This window comes from Streptomyces shenzhenensis (genome assembly GCF_003688995.1).
In the GTDB taxonomy this organism is placed as follows: domain Bacteria; phylum Actinomycetota; class Actinomycetes; order Streptomycetales; family Streptomycetaceae; genus Streptomyces; species Streptomyces shenzhenensis_A.
In genome coordinates this window covers 40,927-59,885 of sequence record NZ_PENI01000043.1, presented here as the reverse complement: position 1 = coordinate 59,885, position 18,959 = coordinate 40,927, and the positions used below count along the sequence as shown (strand labels likewise).

Annotated in this window: 16 protein-coding genes and 2 pseudogenes; 7 read left to right on the top strand and 11 right to left on the bottom strand. The window is 69.6% G+C overall.

What is annotated here, in order from left to right:
* Window positions 1-99: 99 nt before the first annotated feature.
* On the bottom strand, window positions 100-534 hold the full coding sequence (locus CTZ28_RS40850; protein WP_121894827.1) for a WXG100 family type VII secretion target: 435 nt from the start codon (window positions 532-534) through the stop codon (window positions 100-102).
* A gap of 210 nt (window positions 535-744) precedes the next feature.
* Between CTZ28_RS40850 and CTZ28_RS40845 the strand changes: the two genes are divergently transcribed.
* Window positions 745-1,383 (top strand): hypothetical protein, encoded by a 639-nt coding sequence (locus CTZ28_RS40845; RefSeq protein ID WP_121894826.1) that lies wholly within the window; start codon window positions 745-747, stop codon window positions 1,381-1,383.
* Between the two features lie 118 nt (window positions 1,384-1,501).
* Here the strand turns inward: CTZ28_RS40845 and CTZ28_RS40840 are convergent, their stop codons facing one another.
* The 8 genes from CTZ28_RS40840 to CTZ28_RS40805 form a co-directional block, all read right to left on the bottom strand.
* Window positions 1,502-1,822: a WXG100 family type VII secretion target gene (locus CTZ28_RS40840; protein WP_121894825.1), complete on the bottom strand. Its 321-nt coding sequence runs from the start codon at window positions 1,820-1,822 to the stop codon at window positions 1,502-1,504.
* A gap of 62 nt (window positions 1,823-1,884) precedes the next feature.
* Complete coding sequence (locus CTZ28_RS40835; protein ID WP_121894824.1) at window positions 1,885-4,677, bottom strand: right-handed parallel beta-helix repeat-containing protein; 2,793 nt, start codon at window positions 4,675-4,677, stop codon at window positions 1,885-1,887.
* Window positions 4,678-4,699: 22 nt separating this feature from the next.
* The gene (eccD, locus tag CTZ28_RS40830) at window positions 4,700-6,046 is read right to left on the bottom strand and encodes a type VII secretion integral membrane protein EccD (protein WP_121894823.1); all 1,347 of its coding nucleotides are present in this window, start codon (window positions 6,044-6,046) and stop codon (window positions 4,700-4,702) included.
* 63 nt (window positions 6,047-6,109) lie between these two features.
* Window positions 6,110-6,424 carry a WXG100 family type VII secretion target gene (locus CTZ28_RS40825; protein ID WP_121894822.1) on the bottom strand — a complete coding sequence of 105 codons (315 nt, stop codon included), beginning with the start codon at window positions 6,422-6,424 and terminating at the stop codon, window positions 6,110-6,112.
* Window positions 6,425-6,506: 82 nt separating this feature from the next.
* The gene (locus tag CTZ28_RS40820; protein WP_259472046.1) at window positions 6,507-6,872 is read right to left on the bottom strand and encodes a WXG100 family type VII secretion target; all 366 of its coding nucleotides are present in this window, start codon (window positions 6,870-6,872) and stop codon (window positions 6,507-6,509) included.
* Window positions 6,873-7,043: 171 nt separating this feature from the next.
* Window positions 7,044-7,733, bottom strand: coding sequence for an SDR family oxidoreductase (locus tag CTZ28_RS40815; protein ID WP_121894821.1), 690 nt, complete (start codon window positions 7,731-7,733; stop codon window positions 7,044-7,046).
* Window positions 7,734-8,348: 615 nt separating this feature from the next.
* Window positions 8,349-9,278, bottom strand: coding sequence for an RICIN domain-containing protein (locus CTZ28_RS40810; protein WP_121894820.1), 930 nt, complete (start codon window positions 9,276-9,278; stop codon window positions 8,349-8,351).
* A 97-nt stretch (window positions 9,279-9,375) separates the two neighbouring features.
* Entirely contained in the window at window positions 9,376-11,406 is a 2,031-nt protein-coding gene (locus CTZ28_RS40805) for a hypothetical protein (protein ID WP_147481272.1), read from the bottom strand.
* Window positions 11,407-11,718: 312 nt separating this feature from the next.
* On the opposite strand from CTZ28_RS40805, the pseudogene CTZ28_RS49825 reads away from it, so the two are divergent.
* Window positions 11,719-12,128, top strand: a pseudogene (locus tag CTZ28_RS49825) (transposase); the annotation flags it as partial.
* A 69-nt stretch (window positions 12,129-12,197) separates the two neighbouring features.
* Here CTZ28_RS49825 and CTZ28_RS40795 read toward each other — a convergent pair.
* Entirely contained in the window at window positions 12,198-13,418 is a 1,221-nt protein-coding gene (locus CTZ28_RS40795; RefSeq protein ID WP_121894818.1) for an ROK family protein, read from the bottom strand.
* Window positions 13,419-13,589: 171 nt separating this feature from the next.
* Here CTZ28_RS40795 and CTZ28_RS40790 point away from each other — a divergent pair, with 171 nt between their 5' ends.
* Genes CTZ28_RS40790 through CTZ28_RS40770 form a run of 5 tightly spaced genes read left to right on the top strand, consistent with a single transcriptional unit; the run spans window position 13,590 to window position 18,026 of the window.
* Window positions 13,590-14,639 (top strand): sugar ABC transporter substrate-binding protein, encoded by a 1,050-nt coding sequence (locus tag CTZ28_RS40790; RefSeq protein WP_259472045.1) that lies wholly within the window; start codon window positions 13,590-13,592, stop codon window positions 14,637-14,639.
* Between the two features lie 49 nt (window positions 14,640-14,688).
* Complete coding sequence (locus CTZ28_RS40785) at window positions 14,689-15,675, top strand: ABC transporter permease (protein WP_121894816.1); 987 nt, start codon at window positions 14,689-14,691, stop codon at window positions 15,673-15,675.
* The gene (locus CTZ28_RS40780) at window positions 15,672-16,454 is read left to right on the top strand and encodes an ATP-binding cassette domain-containing protein (protein WP_121894815.1); all 783 of its coding nucleotides are present in this window, start codon (window positions 15,672-15,674) and stop codon (window positions 16,452-16,454) included. Before CTZ28_RS40785 ends, CTZ28_RS40780 begins: the two co-directional genes overlap by 4 nt.
* Before the next feature lie 13 nt (window positions 16,455-16,467).
* Complete coding sequence (locus tag CTZ28_RS40775; protein ID WP_121894814.1) at window positions 16,468-17,367, top strand: sugar phosphate isomerase/epimerase family protein; 900 nt, start codon at window positions 16,468-16,470, stop codon at window positions 17,365-17,367.
* Window positions 17,364-18,026 carry a nucleoside/nucleotide kinase family protein gene (locus CTZ28_RS40770; protein WP_121894813.1) on the top strand — a complete coding sequence of 221 codons (663 nt, stop codon included), beginning with the start codon at window positions 17,364-17,366 and terminating at the stop codon, window positions 18,024-18,026. The genes CTZ28_RS40775 and CTZ28_RS40770 overlap by 4 nt, the downstream gene beginning before the upstream one ends.
* 75 nt (window positions 18,027-18,101) lie before the next feature.
* On the opposite strand, the pseudogene CTZ28_RS49820 reads toward CTZ28_RS40770, so the two are convergent.
* Window positions 18,102-18,796, bottom strand: a pseudogene (locus CTZ28_RS49820) (IS5 family transposase).
* Between the last annotated feature and the right edge of the window lie 163 nt (window positions 18,797-18,959).

The window sequence follows — 18,959 nt, the reverse complement described above, 5'->3', positions numbered from 1 at the left end:
GGCGTCATCCGGACGGGGCGGTGGAACGGGATTCGACTCACGGTGACTGCCTAGCTGCCTGTCGGGGTGTGGGACACGGGGAGTGGGAGAAGGCGGTGCTCAGTAGGGGAAGGTCATGGTGACCGCTGTCCGGTTGGTGTCGGTGACCTCTTCGGGATCGCCGCTGCCCGTCGCGGTCAGGTTGGTGAGGAACTCGGTGAAGATCTTGGTGACGCCCTGCTCGGCCACGCTGAAGTTGCCCCAGGCCATGCCGACTCCGTCCGCCAGCGTGGGCAGGACCCCCAGGGACGGGTCCTCCTCGGTGCCGAACAGCTCGGTCATGACCCGCGCCCACTCGTTCTGCACCTTCTCGGCATCCGAGGCGGCCTGGCCCTGCCACGCCACGCGCAGCCCGTTCAGTGTGGTGTGAATGGTGCCGATGCGCTCGGCGACGGACTTGGAGAGTTCGACCAGTGCCTTGGACGTGACGTCCAGGCCGGCCGGGGACACATCGATGACGGAGATGTCGTAGTTGGCGGCTTCGCTGTCAGCCATGGCTCGCCTTCCTCGGGTCACGATCCGATGATCTGGGAGGTATGGGGTGATTCACTCAACAGGACCAGAAGGAAATCACACTGATAAGTCATCACATAAGCGGTTAACCTGGCACCGGTTCTTCGGGGCCCGCCCCACAGGCCGCCCGGCATGCCGCGTCGCCCGCACACCGGGCCGGTAAGTCGACGCGTGAGAGACGAAGGAGACACCGTGACCGGACCGATCGACTCGCAGTACGACGAAACACCGCTTCCCGAGCCGGAGATGGTGGACGAGGACGGCGACGGAGCCGCCGATCCGTCGGAGGACAACGGCAAAGACCTCAGCTACCTGGTACCGGATCCAGAGGTCGTCTGGGACGTGCCGCCCTCCTTCAACATCGACCCGAAGGACCTGTCGGGGGGCGGGAACGGACCGGAGCCGGAGAAGATCACCGAACCCTCCGGGGATCTGAGGGTCGACCTCGGCGCGCTGCGCACCGCGGAGAAGTCGATGCTCACCGAGGCACGCGGCGCGGTGGACAAGTACGAGGAGGTCCGCGCCCTGGTCGCAGCCGTCAAGGACACCGTCTTCGGACAGGGCGCCAAGGACAAGTACGAGAGAGGGGGAGACAACAGCAATTCGATGTCGTACGACCCGCAGCAGGGCAAGTCCGTTGACAACCCGTTCGCCGAGACCGGCGAGACGTTCGCCGCCGAGATGAACCCGGCCATGGAGCGCGCACTGCTCGAAGTCGGTGCCACGATCGAGAAACTGGGCGAGTACATCGCGCTGCTCAACCACTCCGGCCAGGTCTACGCGGAGGCCGACCGTAAATCCCGCTTTCCCGCTCCCCCGCCCAAGGCCTGAACCGGCGGGCCGCGCCGCCCCGTTCCGCAGGTGCGGAGCGGGGCGGTCGTGCGCCGTGCCGCGCCGGCACGCCGCATGCTGGACGGCGTGCGGCGTCCCGGGCGCACCGCGGCGCCCCTCAGCCATCCGACGGCCCGTCGGTGACGTTGCTGTAGTTCGTGCCCTCCGCGTTGTGGTAGTTCGAGTACGTGGTGTTCATCCGGCGGAGGATGTCCTCCATCAGTGCTTCCAGGTCTTGCTGGCAGGCCAGGAACCACGACTTGACGTCGTCGAACGTGGCGTAGGACGGACTGTTCCATGAGGGGCCGATGTCGTTCATCTTGGCGGCGATCGACGCCATGCCGGTCGTGATCTCCGTCGACTCCCGCCCCACAGCGCCGATCGCCTCCTTCAGCGCCGCGAGGTTCGCGAGCCAGTCCTGCGTGGTTGGTTCTGCCATCTGGGAGACACCTGTCTTTCACCCGGTCCGAAGTCCTCTGGCGTCCTGCCGCTCCGTCCTGCTCAGAGAACCTCTTCCGGGGGGAGGTCAACGGGCAGGAGAGTGGTGAGCAGTTCCTCGTCGGCCGACGCGAGATCGACGGCACTCAGACCGAGTTCGGCCACGCGCTGCGCGTGCCTCTCGGTCATCCGCTGGAAGACCTGCCGGGCGCTGCGTCCGTTGCCGAACTGTTCGCCGCGCGGCAGCATCTCGAAGTAGTCGTGCAGCGCGGCGGTGGTCTGCGGCGCGAAGGTGTACTGGTGGCTGTCGGCATGGTGCTCGACGATGCGCACCAGCTCGGACGAGGTGTAGTCGTCGAAGTGCAGGGTGCGGGTGAAGCGTGAGGCCAGGCCGGCGTTGGACTCCAGCAGCCGGTTCATCTCGTTCGGGTATCCGGCGACGATGACGACCACCTCGTCGCGGTGGTCCTCCATCAGTTTCACCAGCGTCGAGACGGCCTCCGAGCCGAAGTCGGTGAACTGGCCCTGGGGCACGAGGGAGTACGCCTCGTCGATGAAGAGCACCCCGCCCAGGGCGCGCCGGAAGACGGCGGTCGTCTTGGGCGCGGTGTGCCCGACGTACTCCCCGACCAGGTCTCCCCGGTCGGCCTCGACCAGGTGACCGCGGCTGAGCAGACCGAGCGCCGCGAGAAAGCCGCCGTAGAGGCGGGCCACGGTGGTCTTGCCGGTGCCGGGGTTCCCCGCGAAGATCAGGTGCCTGCTCAGCGGCGGCGGCGCGAGCCCGGCGTCCTGGCGGGCCTTGACCATCTGCATCAGCCTCGTGAGCGTGACCACATCGTGTTTGACACCTTCCAGGCCGACCAGCCGGTCGAGCTGCGCGCGGAGTTCCTCCAGCTTCGCCGCGGCCGCCTCGGGAGCCTCGGGGTCCTGCTCGCCCTCCCCCGCGGTGCCGCTGGTGGCCGCCGCCCTGCGGACTCCGGGCACCGGAGTACTCCCCTGCTCCGCCGCCGGGGGCGGCAAGGTCGGCAGCACCGGATCGGCCACATCCTCGACATGACAGTCCTGCGCGTATACCTCGGCCTCCTCGTCCCGCAGCAGGTCCGTCTCGGTGCCGTCCACGGCGCAGCGGCGCAGCACGATCCTGGAGCGGGCACCGGCGTAGACGGCGGGGAAACGGCTCTCGGTGAAGTGACAGTCGTCGTAGCGGCCTTCGCCGCCGTCCCCGACGTACAGCGCGTTCTTCGCCGCGGACGCCACGGTGAGGCCATGGACCGTGGGACGGGCCCCCGCGTACACGACGACACCGCTGCCCCGGGACTCGCGTACCGCTCCGCCCTCCACGAGGACGGTGCTGTCCTCCTCCAGGAGCAGACCTGTGGTGGCACCGGTGATCGTCACGTTCTCCAGCCGGGCGCCCGTGTCCCGGCCGACCCGGACACCGGTCTCACCGATGGAGGTGACGACGCAGTCCGCCAGCAGGGGTCGGTGGGTGGTGATCAGGCGTACGCCGTCGCGGTCGCCTTCTATCCGGCAGTCGCGCAGGGCCGCGTCGCCGCCCTCCACGCACAGCCCCGTCAGCTCGACGTCGGTCACCTCGCAGCGCTCCGCCAGGAGTTCGGCCCGTCCGGTGACACGTGCACCGTGCTCGGGAGTGCCACCGATCGCGCAGTCCCGTGCCTTCACCCGCGCCGAGCCGCCCAGATGCACGGCCGTGTAGGCGGTCCCCCGCACGGTGCATCCGGTCAGTGAGACCTCGGCCCCGCCCGTCGCGTACAGCCCGTTGGCACCGGTGCGGGCGAAGGTGGAGTCGCGCGCGGTGGCGTTCCCGGTCGCGCTGACAACCAGCGCCGTGTCCGCGCAGTCCACGGCCCGGACCGAGACCAGTTCCGCGACGGCCTCTCCCGTGACCAGCACCGCGGCACCGGTGGTGCGGTGCACGTGGCAGCGGTCCAGCACGATCGCGCTCGCGTCCTCCGCGAGTACACCGGAGCGTCCGGTACGGAAGATCTCACAGTCGCGCAGCCGTACGCCCTGGGCTCGGTCGGCGGAGCGGCCCGCGGCATCGGCCGAGGAGGAGGCCGCCACCGGCTTCTGGTCCTCGCCGGAGGGACCAACGTCCCACCGCCGGTGACGCTGCGGGCCCGGGGAGCGGCCCGCCGTGCCGCGTACCCAGACCCCCTGACCGCCCGCCTCGTACAGGCGGCACTCGCGCAGCGCCGCGGAAGCGTGTCCGTCCACGAGGACGGCGGCGGCGCCACTGCCGCGTATCTCGCAGCGGGTCAGAGCCGCGTGCGCGCCGGCGGTCACCACGATGCCGCGTCCGGCGACGCCGTCCACGAGCGCGTCGGACAGTTCGAGGGCCGCCTCGTCCTCGACGACCACGCCGTCCCCGGTGCAGCCGCCGACCGTCAGGGCCTCCAGCGTGGTACGGCTCGTGCCTGTCAGACGCACCGCCATGCCCTCGGCCTGCCGCACCGAACAGCCGCTCAGCAACGGAGCCGCCGCGGCGGCGACCTCGACGCGACCGCCGGTGATCTCGCAGTCCCGCAGCACCGGTTCACCGCCGCGCAGCAGCACCGCGGCCTCCCGGGGCGCGGGTGAGACGAGGGTGAATCCGCGCAGCTCGGCGCGGCCCGCGTGCACGGTGACGGCCGGGCCGCGCGGCGCGACCAGCCGTACGGTGCCCTTGGCGACCAGGACGATGTCCTTGTCCAGCACCAGGCCCTCGGTGTACGTCCCGGCCTGCACGGTGATCACCCCGCCGGGCCTGGCGTCCCTGACGGCCGCACCGATGGAACGGTGCGCGCCCCAACTGCCCAGTGCCACACGCTGGGCGACCGACTTCACCTCACGCATGGTCCACCGGTCCGCCCCTCGGTCACAGGTCACCGCCCAGGCCTGCCAGCCAGCCGAAGAGACCGAAGACACCGGCGGTCAGCGGCAGGGCGGCGACGACGAGAGCGGTGACGACGGCCCCGGGCCAGTTGGGCCGCTCCGGCTCGATGGGACGCAGGGCCGCGCCGAAGGCGAGGAACAGCCCGCAGGCCACCAGGACGGCACCCGCCGCGAACGCGGCCAGCGCTCCCGCGGTGCGCGAGTCGAAGAGGTACTCGGGCACCCGTACGGCCAGCGCGACCAGCCCCAGCACTCCGGCGGACAGCAGCGGGATCACGCTGGACAGCACGCGCACCGAGCCGGCCTGGAGCAGCAACCCGACGCTGACGCAGGCCACCAGGGAGAGGGCGTACACGTCCCGCGAGGTGGTCAGGGTGAGCAGAGCGGCCGTGAGGACGGTCGCGGTGACGATGCTGAGGAAGGTGAGCAGCCCATTGCCCCGGCGGACGACGGCGGCGACCTCCTCGCTGCCCAGGGCGGGGGTCCCGGTGTCCGGACCGTCGGGCACGAGCACCGCGATCTGACTGGTGATCCGGGGCAGCAGCCCTGTCAGCACGAACAGCACCAGGGCCACCGCCGCCGCCGAGCTGGTCGGACTCGCGTCCAACACGGCCAGCGGCGCCACCAACAACGCGGTCACCAGCGTCAGAATCTGGAGTACCACCGTGGCAGGAGCCGGGAAGGCGACCACTCCGGCGAGCGCTCCGATCACCGCAGTGCCCATCACCAGGAACGGAGTGGCCACCGGGCCATGGACCGGCGCACCCAGGCCGGCACAGGCCAGCAGCGGGCAGGCGGCCAGCGCGAGCAGCTGGCGCACCGGACGCGGCAGCGGCCAGTTCTTGCGCTCAGAGTACCAGGCGAGCAACGCCGAGCACAGCGCGGCCAGTACGAAGAACAGCACGGCCACGCCCGCGATCCGAAGCGCGCCGAGCCAGGCGGCCGAGATCACCATGACCACCAGACCGGCACCGAGAACGCTCTGGGCACGCCGGCGGGCGCTCCACAGGCCGCTGTCCTCGCGGGCGTTCGCGATCTGTTCGTCCAGGTCGGTGACGGTCAGCTCGCTCAGCTCCGCGGCGCGCTGGTCGCGCAGGTACAAGGTGGCACCGTCCACGATGCCTGCCCCCGACAGCGTGTCGCCGGGGGCCATCGGGGAACCTCCCGACGGCGCGAGTGTCCAGACCGGGGGCATGCCCTCGGACTCGGGCTGGCCGCATAGGGTGGCGAGTCGCGGGACGTATTCGGCGATCGGGGCCTGGGCGGGGAGTGCCAGGTCGACCTGCCTGCGTTCGCCGACCACGGTGACCCGGCAGCGTTCATCGGGCACGGACGTTTCCTTCGGTGTTCAGACAGCGGAGGCGCAAAGAGATGGGGTGAGAAATGCGGTGCGTCATTGCCGCCAGGTGGAAACGTTCGCCCACTCGGCGTCACTGTAGTTGTTCCAGTTGACGTTCATGGCCTGGGCAATGCGGCCGAGCACGCCGTCCTCTCCGAAAAGGCCGTTGGCCGCCAGGTCCCACTCGTTCTGCATGTCCTGGTAGTAGGTGGCGGCCTCGCTCTCCCGCCACGCGTCGACCAGCGGCGACAACTTGTTTTTCAGTAGCTGGAGTTCTGTGGTGATCTCTCCGGCTCTGGCGTTGATGGTGCTGCCCGCAGCCTCAAGCCCTTCGCCTACGTAGATCGGCGTGGCGTCGATGTTGGCCATGAATCGCTCCTCGAACGCGCCCGGTCCTACGGATGAACGCGCGGATGAATCGGCTGGATACGCGGATGGATCAGCGTGCGGATCAGTTGAAGTTCGTGCCGGCCGGGGGCTTCGGAACGTCTTCGCCCAGCTGGGTGAGGTTGTTCAGGTTCTGCTGCTCGGTGTCCTTGTAGTTCACGTAGTTGCCCTGAAGTCCCTTGGAGATTCCGTCCAGGGCGTCGTTGAGCATGCGGGCGTAAATGTCGTACTTCGCCATCAAGTTCTGGAACTCGGCGTGGGCTATACCCTGCCAGCTCTGCTCAAGGCTGGTCACATAGAGCTTCAGATCAGCCAGTTGTCCGGCGATCTCCGTCGCCGTGGTAGCCGTATTGGTGGAGGCATCAGCCAGGTACTCCGGTGTCACCCGGTACGTCACGCCACCGACGCTCACGGAAGGCTCGACAGCCATATGTGGAATCCGCCCTTCTCGACCGTTGTCCCGTAGTCAAACATCGCCGTGACGATGATCGGACCGGATGAGCAGCACCTGGGCATCTTCTGAACACAACAGGTGGGACGTGCCCAGTTCGCCGGGCCTCGCGGCCCCGGGATAACCTGGACCCAACCGCCCTGGCGGCGTTCAAGCGTCATGCTCTGACCAGCTCGAACTCCTGCGCAGCGAAGCCTTGGCCATGACGGTGAACTCGTCGACGACCACCTCGAACGCGTCGGCCTCGATCCCGTCGAGCGCGGCGTGCGCGACATCGGCCGGGGCCATCCCGGGCACGTGCGAGCCCTGTGTCGTCGCGGTGTCGGCCGCTCCCAGGTGTACCGAGGTGACAAGGGTCCGCTGCCCGGCCAGTTCCCGGCGCAGCTCATCGCTCATGCTCCAGACCGCGGCCTTGGAGGGCCCCTGGGCGCTGCCGCCGGGGAAGACGGACCAGGACGCCGAAGAGGCTATGTTCAAGATGGCGCCTCCGCCGTTCCTCGCCAGGACCGGGGCGAAGGCCCGGACCATGGACAGGGTGCCCCAGAAGTTCACGTCCATGGCGGCGCGGACATCGTCGATGTCTCCGAGCAGGGCCGCACCCCCGATGCCGGCATTGTTGACGAGCAGATTGACATCGTCAGCCTTTTTGGCGGCGTCTGCTACGGCGTCAGGATCGGTGATGTCGAGGGGCAGGACCTCCACACCGTAAATGTTGATGGATTCCGGCCGACGCGCGGTCGCATAGACCTTCGCGCCCCGAGAGACGAGCTGGGCCGCAAGGTGGCGGCCGATACCGCGATTGGCTCCGGTGATCAGTGCCGTGGCTTTACTGAGATTCACGGACGTACATTAAATTCTGACGTGCGTAAGGTCCAGAGCTCAACTGATTCTCGCCCTGGTGTGCTTCGACGCCCGGCGAGCCGCGTTGATGAGGTCCCGTTCTTCCCGAGTGAGGGTGGACGTCAACTTGGCATTATTCATCCACCCGTTGAGCAGGGCATGTGAACCTCCCAGCCGGAGGGAGTAGGACCACGCGCTTTCTCCACTCAGGTTTCCTTGCCATCCGGCGGCCCACTTCAGCAGGTGAGCGGTTTTCTGTGCATGGCTGTAGCGAATTGAACTCATCGGCCTAAATCGGTCAGTTACGTCAGGTCCAGATCTTCTCGGCGCAGGTCGTCGGAGCCCGTCGTTCGAAGGATCGTCCCGGAAGGGAGGCGCGTCGGCGGACACGGCCCCGTCCCGCCCGACGGGTGCCGCCCCGAAGGGACCTGGGCACCGTCGCCGCCGAACGCACCGGCGGACCACGTAAGGCGCTCGGCCGGAGACCCCGGCCGAGCGCCTGCGTACACTGCCCGCGGCCTGACCGGTACGACCGCGTGGTGCGGCGACCGCCTGGGGGCGCCGGCTCCCGCCGGGCCTTGGAGCGGTCACCCGGACCGTGTCAGCCGGCCGGGGTCATTCGATCAGCCGCCAGCGGGTGTCGCCCCGCGCATCGCACAAGCCGATCACCAGCCGCTGGTCCGGCTTCTTCCTCTCGTCGCCCTGGCCATTGACCATGAGGCACAGGTGGTTGCTGGCGTAATTGCGGATCCTGGCGCTGCCGTCCCCGGCCGGTTCCAACCACCACAGCTGGTTGTCACCCATGGTTCCGGTGCAGTGGGCCTCCAGGAGCCCGGTCCCCACGGGCTGTCCCCCGCGGGTCGGCAGGTCGAGGCACAGACCGTCCTTGAGGTTGGCGAACTGCACGAGATCAGTGCCGCCAGGGCCCGCGTCGGGACGAGGGGACGTCATCCTCCACAGCTGGTTGTCCTTGTCGGTGCCGTCGCAGTAGTACTGGTTGACGTCCTGCCCCTTCTTGCCCGCTCCGTTGAACGGGATATCGGCACACAGCCCGGTGAACACGTTCTTCAGCAGCAGCGTGCGAGAGACGGCTGTCAGCTTCCGCAGCTCGGCCTTGGCCACGTCCTCCGCCCGCACCTCAGTCTGCTTCTTCGTCGGAGAGGTCGGAGAGACCGACGGGATGACGACGGGCTCGGGCACCCGCCGCTCGACGGTCGTGCCGGGCTCCGTCACCGTCTCCTCCTTCGTCTCCTTCTTCGTCACCTTCGGTTCGGGGGACGGCGACGGTGGACTGGTGAGCCTCTTGTGCGCCGCGGCCTGCTGGGCCGCCAGCTCCACCTTCTGCGCCTCCTCGTCGGCCTGGTAACTGCGCCACGCGCCCACCCCCAGGGTGGCGCCCGCGGCGAGTGCCAGCACGGCCACCGCGCCGGCGACCCGGGTCCCCATGCGGGAGCGCTCCCCCGGCTGCTGGGCGCTGGTCGTCAGCGCGTCGACGAACCGCGCCCGTTGCCGCCGTTTCGTTTCGTCCTGGTCGATTTCACTCAATGCCGTTCCCAACTCGCACAGGTTTCAACAGTGGGTGTGCCGAAGCGTTCGTCCCGACCGCTCCGTTCCCGCCCCGGTCGCGGCTGCCGGATCCGACTCATCGCGGCACCGGACCGTACAGCTCTCGCTCCCGCAGCAGTTCCGCCGCCGTCTCCAGCGAGGCGGACAGCCGGCGCCGGTAGGTGCTGAAGGACAGCGCCGCCCGGTTGGCCGCGGCCTGCTGGCTGCGCGGCCCGCTCAGATAGGTGATCTCCAGGATGTCGGCCAACTGCCGCCGGCCGGGCTGCGCCCGCAACTGCGAAACGGTCTCCGTGAGTACCTGGCGCAGCTCGGCGGGGCCGGCGTCGGACGCCACGAGCCCGGTGCGCAGAAGCGCGCTGTGCGCCAACTGCTCCGGCTCCGAGACCTTCTGGTAGGCGTATTTGACGGCACCCACGAACTCCGGCCACGGCATGGCGGGTGTCACCGGCTCGGCGGCCGGAGCCGGGGCCGCTGCGGGCTCGTCGGCCAGCAGCCGGGTGCTCAGTGCCTCCGCCCAGCGGGCGAACGGCATGCTGCGCCAGTCCCGCACGAACGAGAAGACCGGTACACCGTCCGCGCCGGTGACCGTCTCCCCGGGCTGGTGGTCGTACAGGCCGAGCAGCCGCGACAGCTCCTCCTGCTCCCGTGCCGCGCAGGTCCAGCTCACCGCGAGACCTGGCGTGGTCGCCCACAGGGTGGTGAGCCCGAAGCACGCCGCCACCGCGCTGCCGGTGCTCCAACGCCCCAGCAGCAGTCGCCCGGTGCGTCGCAGCGGCGACGACCGGCCCGTCACGTGTTCGAGCGCGGCGTGCGCGACCGGATCGTCGGGCAGGTTCGTGACGCCCGGTTCCACACAGGGCGCCACGAGTGTACCGACGACGCCACCACGGTCGTCCTCAGCGACGATGAACGCCGAGGGCTGTCGATCCCACCACTGCCGGGCGAGACCGCCGGCCGCGACACCGTGCTCCTCCTCTATGGCGGCCAGCACCGGGTGCAGGTCCTTCGGGTGTGCGGACCGCAGCTGGAAACGGTCCGCGCCGTTCCAGTCCGCCGCCTCGCGGACGACGGAACTCGCCCTCCCGAGGTGGGCAAGGCCGGCACCGAACGCCCAACGGCCACCCGTACGTTGGGTCAGCCGTTCGGCCAGATGCGCGTGCAGTCGGCGGAAGAGGCGCTCGTACTTCTCCGGATCACGCCAGCGCAGATCGATCAGCAGCGCTTCTCGCACCAGCCCGTGCGGTATGAGACCGGCGGCGGTGCTGTCCACGAACGACAGTCCGTGCAACCAGGCGAACAGCATCTGGGCCTCGGCCACCGGCACATCCAGGGTGCGCCGCACCAGTTCCTCGGTGGTGACCCGGGCCAGCGCCAGTACCTGGAGCGCGTCGGTCCTGGCCGGTGACGGGGTCTCGCGCAGCAGCAGCCTCAGCAGCTCCCGTGCCAGCTCGGGCGAGTCGTACAACTCCCGCTCGCCGCTCGGCCCGGCTGTCCCCGCGGACGCTTCCCTGGCGTCGGCGAACAGCGCCAGAGCGAGTGGCAGTCCGTGCGAGGCCCGTACGATGTCGGCCGCCGAGGTCTCCGGCACATCCCGGTTGCGCAGGAGCAGGAGCGCCTCGGCTTCGTCCATGCCCGACAGCCGCACGCTGCACAGTGCGTGCCACCACTGCGGGTCGGTGCGCCACTCGGTCTCCGGGGGCCGGCGCGAGCCCACCACGACGAGCAGGTGTGTGGGCATACGGGGCAGGAACTGGTCGCGCAGCCACCACTCCAGCGGACCCAGCGACTCCGCGGAATCGATCAGCAGCAACTGCGCCTCTTCCGGCGGCCCCTGCGCCTCCAGCGCGGCCCGGAAGGCATCCGGTGTCGCATCCGTGAAGCGCATGTCGATCGTGCGTACGGCAGTGCCCTGCGTCCGCGCCTCGTCTGCGAACCGGAGCAGCAGGGTGCTCTTGCCGACACCCCCCATGCCGTGCAGCCACACCACGAAGCAGCCCCGGGCCTCGTTGCTCATCAGCTCCCGCAGCAGCCTCAGTTCGGCGACGCGCCCGGTGAAGGTCTCTCTCCGCAGCGCGGCCAACACGTTTCCATGTAAGTCGACAGACATGGGCTTAGGTACTTCCGTATCTTCCAACTCGTGAACTGCCGTCGATTCTCCTGCATCCGATCAGCAATTGGTTCACATGTCAACTACCAGGGGGCGCGCACCACGGCCGTTCAGCTTCTCGACCTCGATGGCCGCTGCAGTGGACATGCCCCGATCTCACCGGACGTGCCGCACTCCCGGTAGTGGTCCCGTATCACGTCCGCGCCATGACATTCCTGCCACACATGTATGACACGGTGTCACTGGCGCACCGACAGATACGCACGAATACTGGACTTTCGGGGCGCTGGTGGCCGGGAGCGGGAAGGCGGTGCGCTGATCATCGATGACACCGGGTTCCTCAAGGACGGGGACACGTCGGCGTGTGTGGCCAGGCAGTACACCGGCACGGCGGGCAAGGTCACCAACTGCCAGGCCGGGATGGCTCTGCACCTGGCCTCCGACGAGGCGTCAGCCGCCGTCGACTGGCGCCGGCTGGGCCTGGAAGAACGCGGCCTCGACTATGTGGTGGGCATCTCCACCACGTCTACCCCGAACCGGCGCAGGCAGTGAAGAAGCTGGTCATCGCGACCGGCAAGCAGGCCGCCCGGCCGGTGCAGTGGCGGGAAGGCTCCCGCCCGGGCAGCGGCCGCAGCGGCTTCAAGCGCATGTACTCACGCTTCGTGGCCCTGCGCCTCACGCCCGCCGGACGCGAGATCCGCAAGAACACCGACGGCCCCGAAGGCCGCACCCGGCAGGGCTTGCAGCTACTCCTCGCGGTCTGGACCGGCGCCTGCCCCGGCGCGGCGTCGTCACAGTCCGCCGGACCCCGCGCTCCTGTCGATCAGTTGCTGCACGCGGTGTGGTGCGTAGATGCCGTCGACCAGCAGCTGGGTCAGGCCCATGACGCCGGCGCGGGGGTCCAGGGCGCTGCGGGCGATCTGGAGGTTGCGGGTCGCGAGCGGTAGTGAGCGCCGGTAGACGACCTCGCGGATCCCGGCGAAGAGCTGCTCGTCGGTGTGGGCGAGCTGCCCGCCGATCGCGATGACGCGGGGGTTGAACATGTTGACCGCGTCGGCGATGGCGACGCCGAGAATGCGGGCTGCGCGCCGGGCGAGGCGTACGGCTGTGAGGTCGCCGGAGCGTATGAGGCGGACGGCGTCGTTGACGCTAGTGACGTCGTGTCCGGCCTCGCGGAGGTCCCGGACCAGGGCCCAGCCGCCCGCGTAGGCCTCGACGCAGCCGGTGTTACCGCATCTGCAGACGGGGGGGTCCTTGATGTCGTCGACGGTGACCTGGATGTGACCGACGTCGCCGGCCGCGCCGTCGGCGCCGCGGTGGATGCGTCCGCCGGCGATCATGCCGGTGCCGACGCCGGTGCCGATCTTGACCATGAGCAGGTGGTCGACGTCCGGGTAGCGTAGGCGCTGTTCGCCGAACGCCATCGCGTTGACATCCTTGTCGACGAGGACGGGGCAGTCGTAGCGGGGGCCCAGGCGGCCAGGGATGTTGTAGCGGTCCCAGCCGGTCATGATGGGCGGGCTGACGACGCGTCCGGTGGCGAAGTCGACGGGGCCCGGCACTCCGACGCCCACACCCAGGACGTCCCGCTCGGTGTGCCCGGTCTCCACCAGGAGCTCGGTGAACAGCCCCTCCACGACGGCGAGTACGGCCTCCGGTCCGGTGGTCACGTCGGAGGCGGCCTCGCGCTCGGCGCGCACCTCGCCCGCCAGGTCGCAGACCGCGGTGCGCAGGCCGGTCGCGCCGAGGTCGGCGACCAGCAGGACCCCCCGGCTGCGGTTGACGACGAACCGTCCGGCCGGGCGGCCGCGGGTGCGGGCGTCCTGGGGCGCCGGGACGAGCAGACCGGCGCCGAGCAGCCCGTCGAGGCGCTGGTTGACCGTGGTGCGCGACAGGCCGGTGTGCTGCACGACGTCGGTCTTCGTGAGGCCGTCGGTGACATCGCGGAACAGGCCCAGGATCTCGCCCGCACTGGTACCGGCCCGTCCGGCGGCTGTATTCGTCGTATCCACTCCCACACCCTAGCTATGACGGTGACTGTGCGGAAGTAGCGAAAGTTCTGACGGAAAAAGTTGAAAGGAAGCTTGCCAGCTCCCATAACGAGCCGTACCGTCTCCCGCATCCAGCGGGAAAGGGACACCCCCATGCACATACTTCACAAAGCCGTGAGGAACCGGACCAAAGTGGTCAGAGCATCCGGAAGGCACACCTCCGGCAGCCGCACCGCCGTCACCGGGATCGTCCTGGCCGTCACGGGGGCGCTGGCACTGAGCGCCTGCGGTTCCGGTGACTCGTCGGGCTCGGGGGCGGAAGGCAGCACCCAGTACGCCGCGGTGATCAAGGGGCTGGACAACCCCTTCTTCCAGAGCATGGAACAGGGCATCAACGCCCAGGCGAAGTCCGGCGACGTCTCGGTCAAGGTCCAGGCCGCCAACTCGATCACGGACACCACGGGCCAGGCGGACAAGCTCGCCGGTCTCTCCGGACAGTCGTACGGCTGCTTCATCGTGAACCCGATCTCCGCCACGAACCTGGTGCAGGGGCTGGCCAAGGTCGCCATGGCGAAGAAGACGATCGTCAACATCGACAACCCGATCGACGCGAAGGCCGCCGAGGCGGCGAACGCGACGCCCGCGACGTACATCGGCACGGACAACGTGGACGCCGGAAAGATGGCCGGCGCGCAGATGGTGAAGCTGCTGCCGCAGGGCGGTGACGTAGCCGTGATCGGCGGCATCGCCGGTGACGTCACCAGCGGCGCCCGCGTCGACGGCTTCAAGCAGGGCATCGGGTCGGACCTGAAGGTCGTACAGACCGTCGCGGCCGACTGGGACCGCCAGACCGCACTGACCGCCGCCACCGACGTGATGCGCGCACACCCGGGCCTCAAGGGCTTCTTCGTCGCCAACGACGACATGGGCCTCGGTGTCGCGCGGGCCATCGCCAACGCGGGCAAGACGGGCAAGGTCAAGGTCATCAGCGTCGACGGCGTCAAGGACGCGCTGGAGGCCGTCAGGTCCGGCACTCTCGACGCGACGGTGGCCCAGTACCCGTACGCCATCGGGCAGATGGGCGTGGAGGCCTGCCAGGCGGCGGCCAAGGGCAAGACCCTGCCCAAGAACGTCAAGGCGCCCGTGGAGCTCGTCACCAAGGCCGACGCGGACAAGGCGCTGGCCAGCACTCCGAAGCCCTTCGGCAGCTATGACGACCCGTTCACGTCGCTCGGCAAGTGACCCGGCAACCGTGCCGCCCAAAGAACGGAAGAACGGAAGAACGGAACCCATGACTGACGCAACACTCGCGGCTCCTGAGCGAGGGCCGGACCACCGGGCCTGGTCGGCGCGCCTGCGCGACGTCGGCTTCTGGGCCGACTGGGCCGCGCTGGTCGGACTCGTCGTGCTGGTGATCGTCTTTCAGAGCGCCAACTCGACGTTCCTGAGCGTCGGGAACATCCAGTCGATGCTCGTGGCGGCGGCGATTCTGATCATTCTGGCCGTCGGCCAGACGTTTGTGATCGCGACCGCCGGCATCGACCTGTCGATCGCGTCGGCGATGACGCTGGGGGCGGTCGCCTTCGGCCAGGCGTACCAGGCCGGCTGGGGGCTCGGCCCGGCGTGTCTGCTGGCGGTGGCGGCCTCGGCCGCCGTGGGCGTGGCCAACGGGCTCATCGTGGCGCGCGGGAAGATCACCGACTTCATCGTCACGCTCGGCGCGCTGTCGGCGGCGTCCGGACTCGCCCTCATCCTGGCCGACGGCAAGCCCGTGACCGTCGTCGACGCCTCGCTGCTGAAGCTGTCCACCGGCGGTCTCGGAGTGCTGGGCTGGACGTTCCTGATCGCCGCGGGTGTCGCCATCGCGGCGCATGTGGTGCTGTTCCACACCAGGTTCGGCACGCATGTGCTCGCCACCGGTGGCGCACCGGAGTCGGCGTCCGCGATGGGCATCAGCACGGCCCGCATCAAGATCGCGGTGTATGTGATCTCCGGTGTGCTGGCCGGGCTCGGCTCCATCCTCCTGGTGGCCCGGGTCGGCGCCGCGGAGCCCGCCGCCAACACCTCGTTCCTGCTCAACTCCGTGGCGGCGGTGGTGCTCGGCGGGGTCAGTCTCTTCGGCGGGCGGGCCACGATCATCGGCCCGGTGATCGGAGCGCTGCTGCTGACGGCACTGGTCAACGGGCTGACTCTGCTCGGCGTCTCGCAGTTCTACCAGCCGCTGTCCGTCGGCATCGTCGTGGTGCTTGCGGCCTTCCTCACGAGGTTCCAGCGATGACCCACCCCCTGCCCTCCGACGGGCCGGCCGCCGTGGCCGAACCCCTCATCGCCTGCGAGGACGTCTCGCTGTCCTTCGGCAGCGTACGAGCCCTCGCCGAGGTGTCCCTCACCCTGCGGCCCGGCGAGATCACCGCGCTCGTGGGCGACAACGGCGCCGGCAAGTCCACCCTGGTGCGCTGCATCTCCGGCGTCCACCGTCCCGACAGCGGGCGCATCCTCTTCGACGGCGCGCCTGTCGACTTCCACTCGCCCGAGGACGCCCGCGAGGCAGGCATCGAGACCGTGCACCAGAACCTCGCGCTGGTCGAGGACCTCGCGGTCTGGCAGAACCTGTTTCTGAACCGGGAGCTGGTGCGCCGCTTCGGCCCCCTCGCCCTGCTGGACCGGCGGGCCATGCAGAAGCGGGCCAAGGAGATGGTGTCCGCCCTCGCGGTCAACGTGCCCGCGGTCGACTCCCGCGTACGCCGACTGTCCGGCGGACAGCGTCAGGCCGTCGCCATCTGCCGTGCGGCGGGCTTCAGTTCGCGGCTCGTCATCATGGACGAGCCCACGGCCGCCCTCGGCGTCCAGGAGACCGCGAAGGTCGAGGACCTGATCCTCAAGCTGCGCGACGACGGCCACACCGTGCTGCTCATCAGCCACAACTTCGCCCAGGTCATGCGGCTCAGCGACCAGGTGTGGGTGATGCGCGCCGGCCGCTGCGTAGGCGGCCGGCGTACCGCCGAGACCACCGGCGACGAGATCGTCTCCCTCATCACGGGAGCCCGCATTGACTGAGGAGTTCCGTTCCATGACCGCCGCGAAGACCGTAGCGACCTCCGCCCCGAACCCGATCGGCGTGCACGCCCTCGTCTGGGTGGGCGACACCTCGCCGGCCTCGGTGAGCCACGCCGTCGAGCGCACCAGGGCCGCCGGGTTCGACCTGCTGGAGCTGTCGCTGCACGACTCCGTCAACCTCGACGTGAGCGCGGCCCGCAAGGAGATCGCCGACGCGGGCCTGAAGGTCGCGTGCTCGCGGGGTCTCGCCTTCGACGCCGACGTCTCCAGCGCCGACCCGGCCGTCGTCGAGCGCGGCGAGAAGCTGCTGCACGACTCGCTCGCCGTCACGCACGGCCTGGGCGGTACGCACTTCACCGGCGCCCTCTACAGCGCGCTCGGCAAGTACGGCGCCCCGCTGAGCAGCGCGGGCCGCGCCAACGTCGTCTCCGTCCTCAGGCGGCTCGCGCAGGAGGCCCGCGGGCTCGGCATGACGCTCGGCCTGGAAGTCTGCAACCGGTACGAGACGAACGTCGTCAACACCGCCCGCGACGCGCTCGCCCTCGCCGACGACATCGGCGAGGACAACATCCTGATCCACCTGGACACGTACCACATGAACATCGAGGAGGACGACCTGGTCCGGCCCGTGCGCGAGGCGGGCGACCGCCTCGGCTACGTCCACATCGGCGAGAACCACCGCGGCTACCTCGGCTCCGGCCATCTGGACTTCACGGCCTTCTTCCACGCGCTCGCCGACATCGGCTACCGCGGCCCGATCACCTTCGAGTCCTTCTCCTCGGCAGTGGTGGCACCGGGTCTGTCGGGCGATCTGGCCATCTGGCGCAACCTCTGGTCCGACGGCGAGGACCTCGCCCGTCACGCGCGCGGTTTCATCGCCCAGCACCTGGCAGTGAGCGGCGTCCGCGGATGACCGTCGACGACCTCCTGCGGCGGGCCGAGTCCCTGGCCAGCCCCGGCCGCCGGGCGATCCTCGGTATCACCGGCAGCCCCGGCGCGGGCAAGACGACCCTCGCCGAACACCTGGTGCGCGAGCTCAACGGGGGCGGACCGCCCTGGGTCGCTCATGTCCCGATGGACGGCTTCCACCTCGCCGACGTCGAACTGGACCGGCTGGGCCGCCGCGACCGCAAGGGCGCCCCGGACACCTTCGACGCGGCCGGGTACGCGGCGCTGCTGCGACGGCTGCGCGAGGAGACCGGCGAGGTGGTGTACGCGCCGGGTTTCGAGCGCGAGCTGGAACAGCCGATCGCCGGCGCCATCCCCGTGCCACCGACGGCCCGCCTGATCGTGACCGAGGGCAACTACCTTCTGCTGGAGACCGGTTCCTGGACGCGCGTCCGTCCGGAGCTGGACGAGGTGTGGTTCTGCGAGCCGGACGAGGAGGACAGGATCCGCCGACTCGTCGCACGTCACGAGGAGTTCGGCAAGCCGCACGACACGGCGGTCGCCTGGGTCCTGGGCACCGACCAGCGCAACGCGGATCTCGTCGCGGGCACCCGTGACCGGGCGGACCTGGTCATTCCCGGGGCGGAACTGCCCGGCCCCCGCGATCCGGCCGGGCGGCCGTAGGCAGCGCCGCCGGCAGTTTCTGCGGGCAGCGTCCGCCGGGCTCGCGCCTGGTCGACGGCGTGCTGGGGTCCGTCTTCAAACGGATCTTGCCCAGGGCAGGGATGACGCGAGTGTGACCGCCGCTTCGTAGGAAGTGGCGGTCTTCTCGTATCTCGTGGCGATGCCGCGAAAGCCCTTGAGCCGGTTGAAGCAGCGTTCGACGGCGTTGCGTCGGCAGCGTCGGCGCTAGGTCTCCCGGTCGAACTCCGGCGGTCGACCGCAGCGCTGTCCACGGTTGCGTCGGTGCCGCTGCTGGTCGGCCTTTTCGGGGATGATGTGCGCGATGCCGCGTCGGCGCCGGTAGGCGCGGGGGACGCTGATGCGTTCCGGAAGGGGGCGTGCGCAGACACTGTCGTGGCGTTGGCCTGGTGTCAGCAGGATCGCGAGGGGTCGCCCACGGCCGTCGCAGGCGAGATGGATTTTGCTGGTCGGGCCTCCTCGGGATCGGCCGAGGGCGTGCTCATCCGGTTCGCCCGGCCTGGTGATCCCCCTTTTCGGCCGATGGCGTGGATCTGCTGCAGGGCCCGGGTGAACACGCCGTCCAGGGCGTAGCGGCGGAAACGGGTGTACACCGTCTTCCACGGGCCGTAGCGTTCCGGCAGGTAGCGCCGAGAGATCCCGGTCCGGATCTTATCGACCGTCCCGTTGATGACCTGCCGGTCCGACACACGCGGTCGGCCCGTCGCCGCCCGCGGTATCAGCTTCTCGCCGGGGAGTCGACCTTGTCCCAGACCCATCTCCGCATGCTTCTTGGGCAGGCCGGGGTCGACGCCCCGGACGTCGACAGCCTCGCCCTGCACCTGACCGGCGCGCTCGAAGGCCCCATCCTGCTCTACCTGCCCATGCCCCCACGGGCCGACAACACCCGCCACATCGCACGCCTGGCCGACAGCT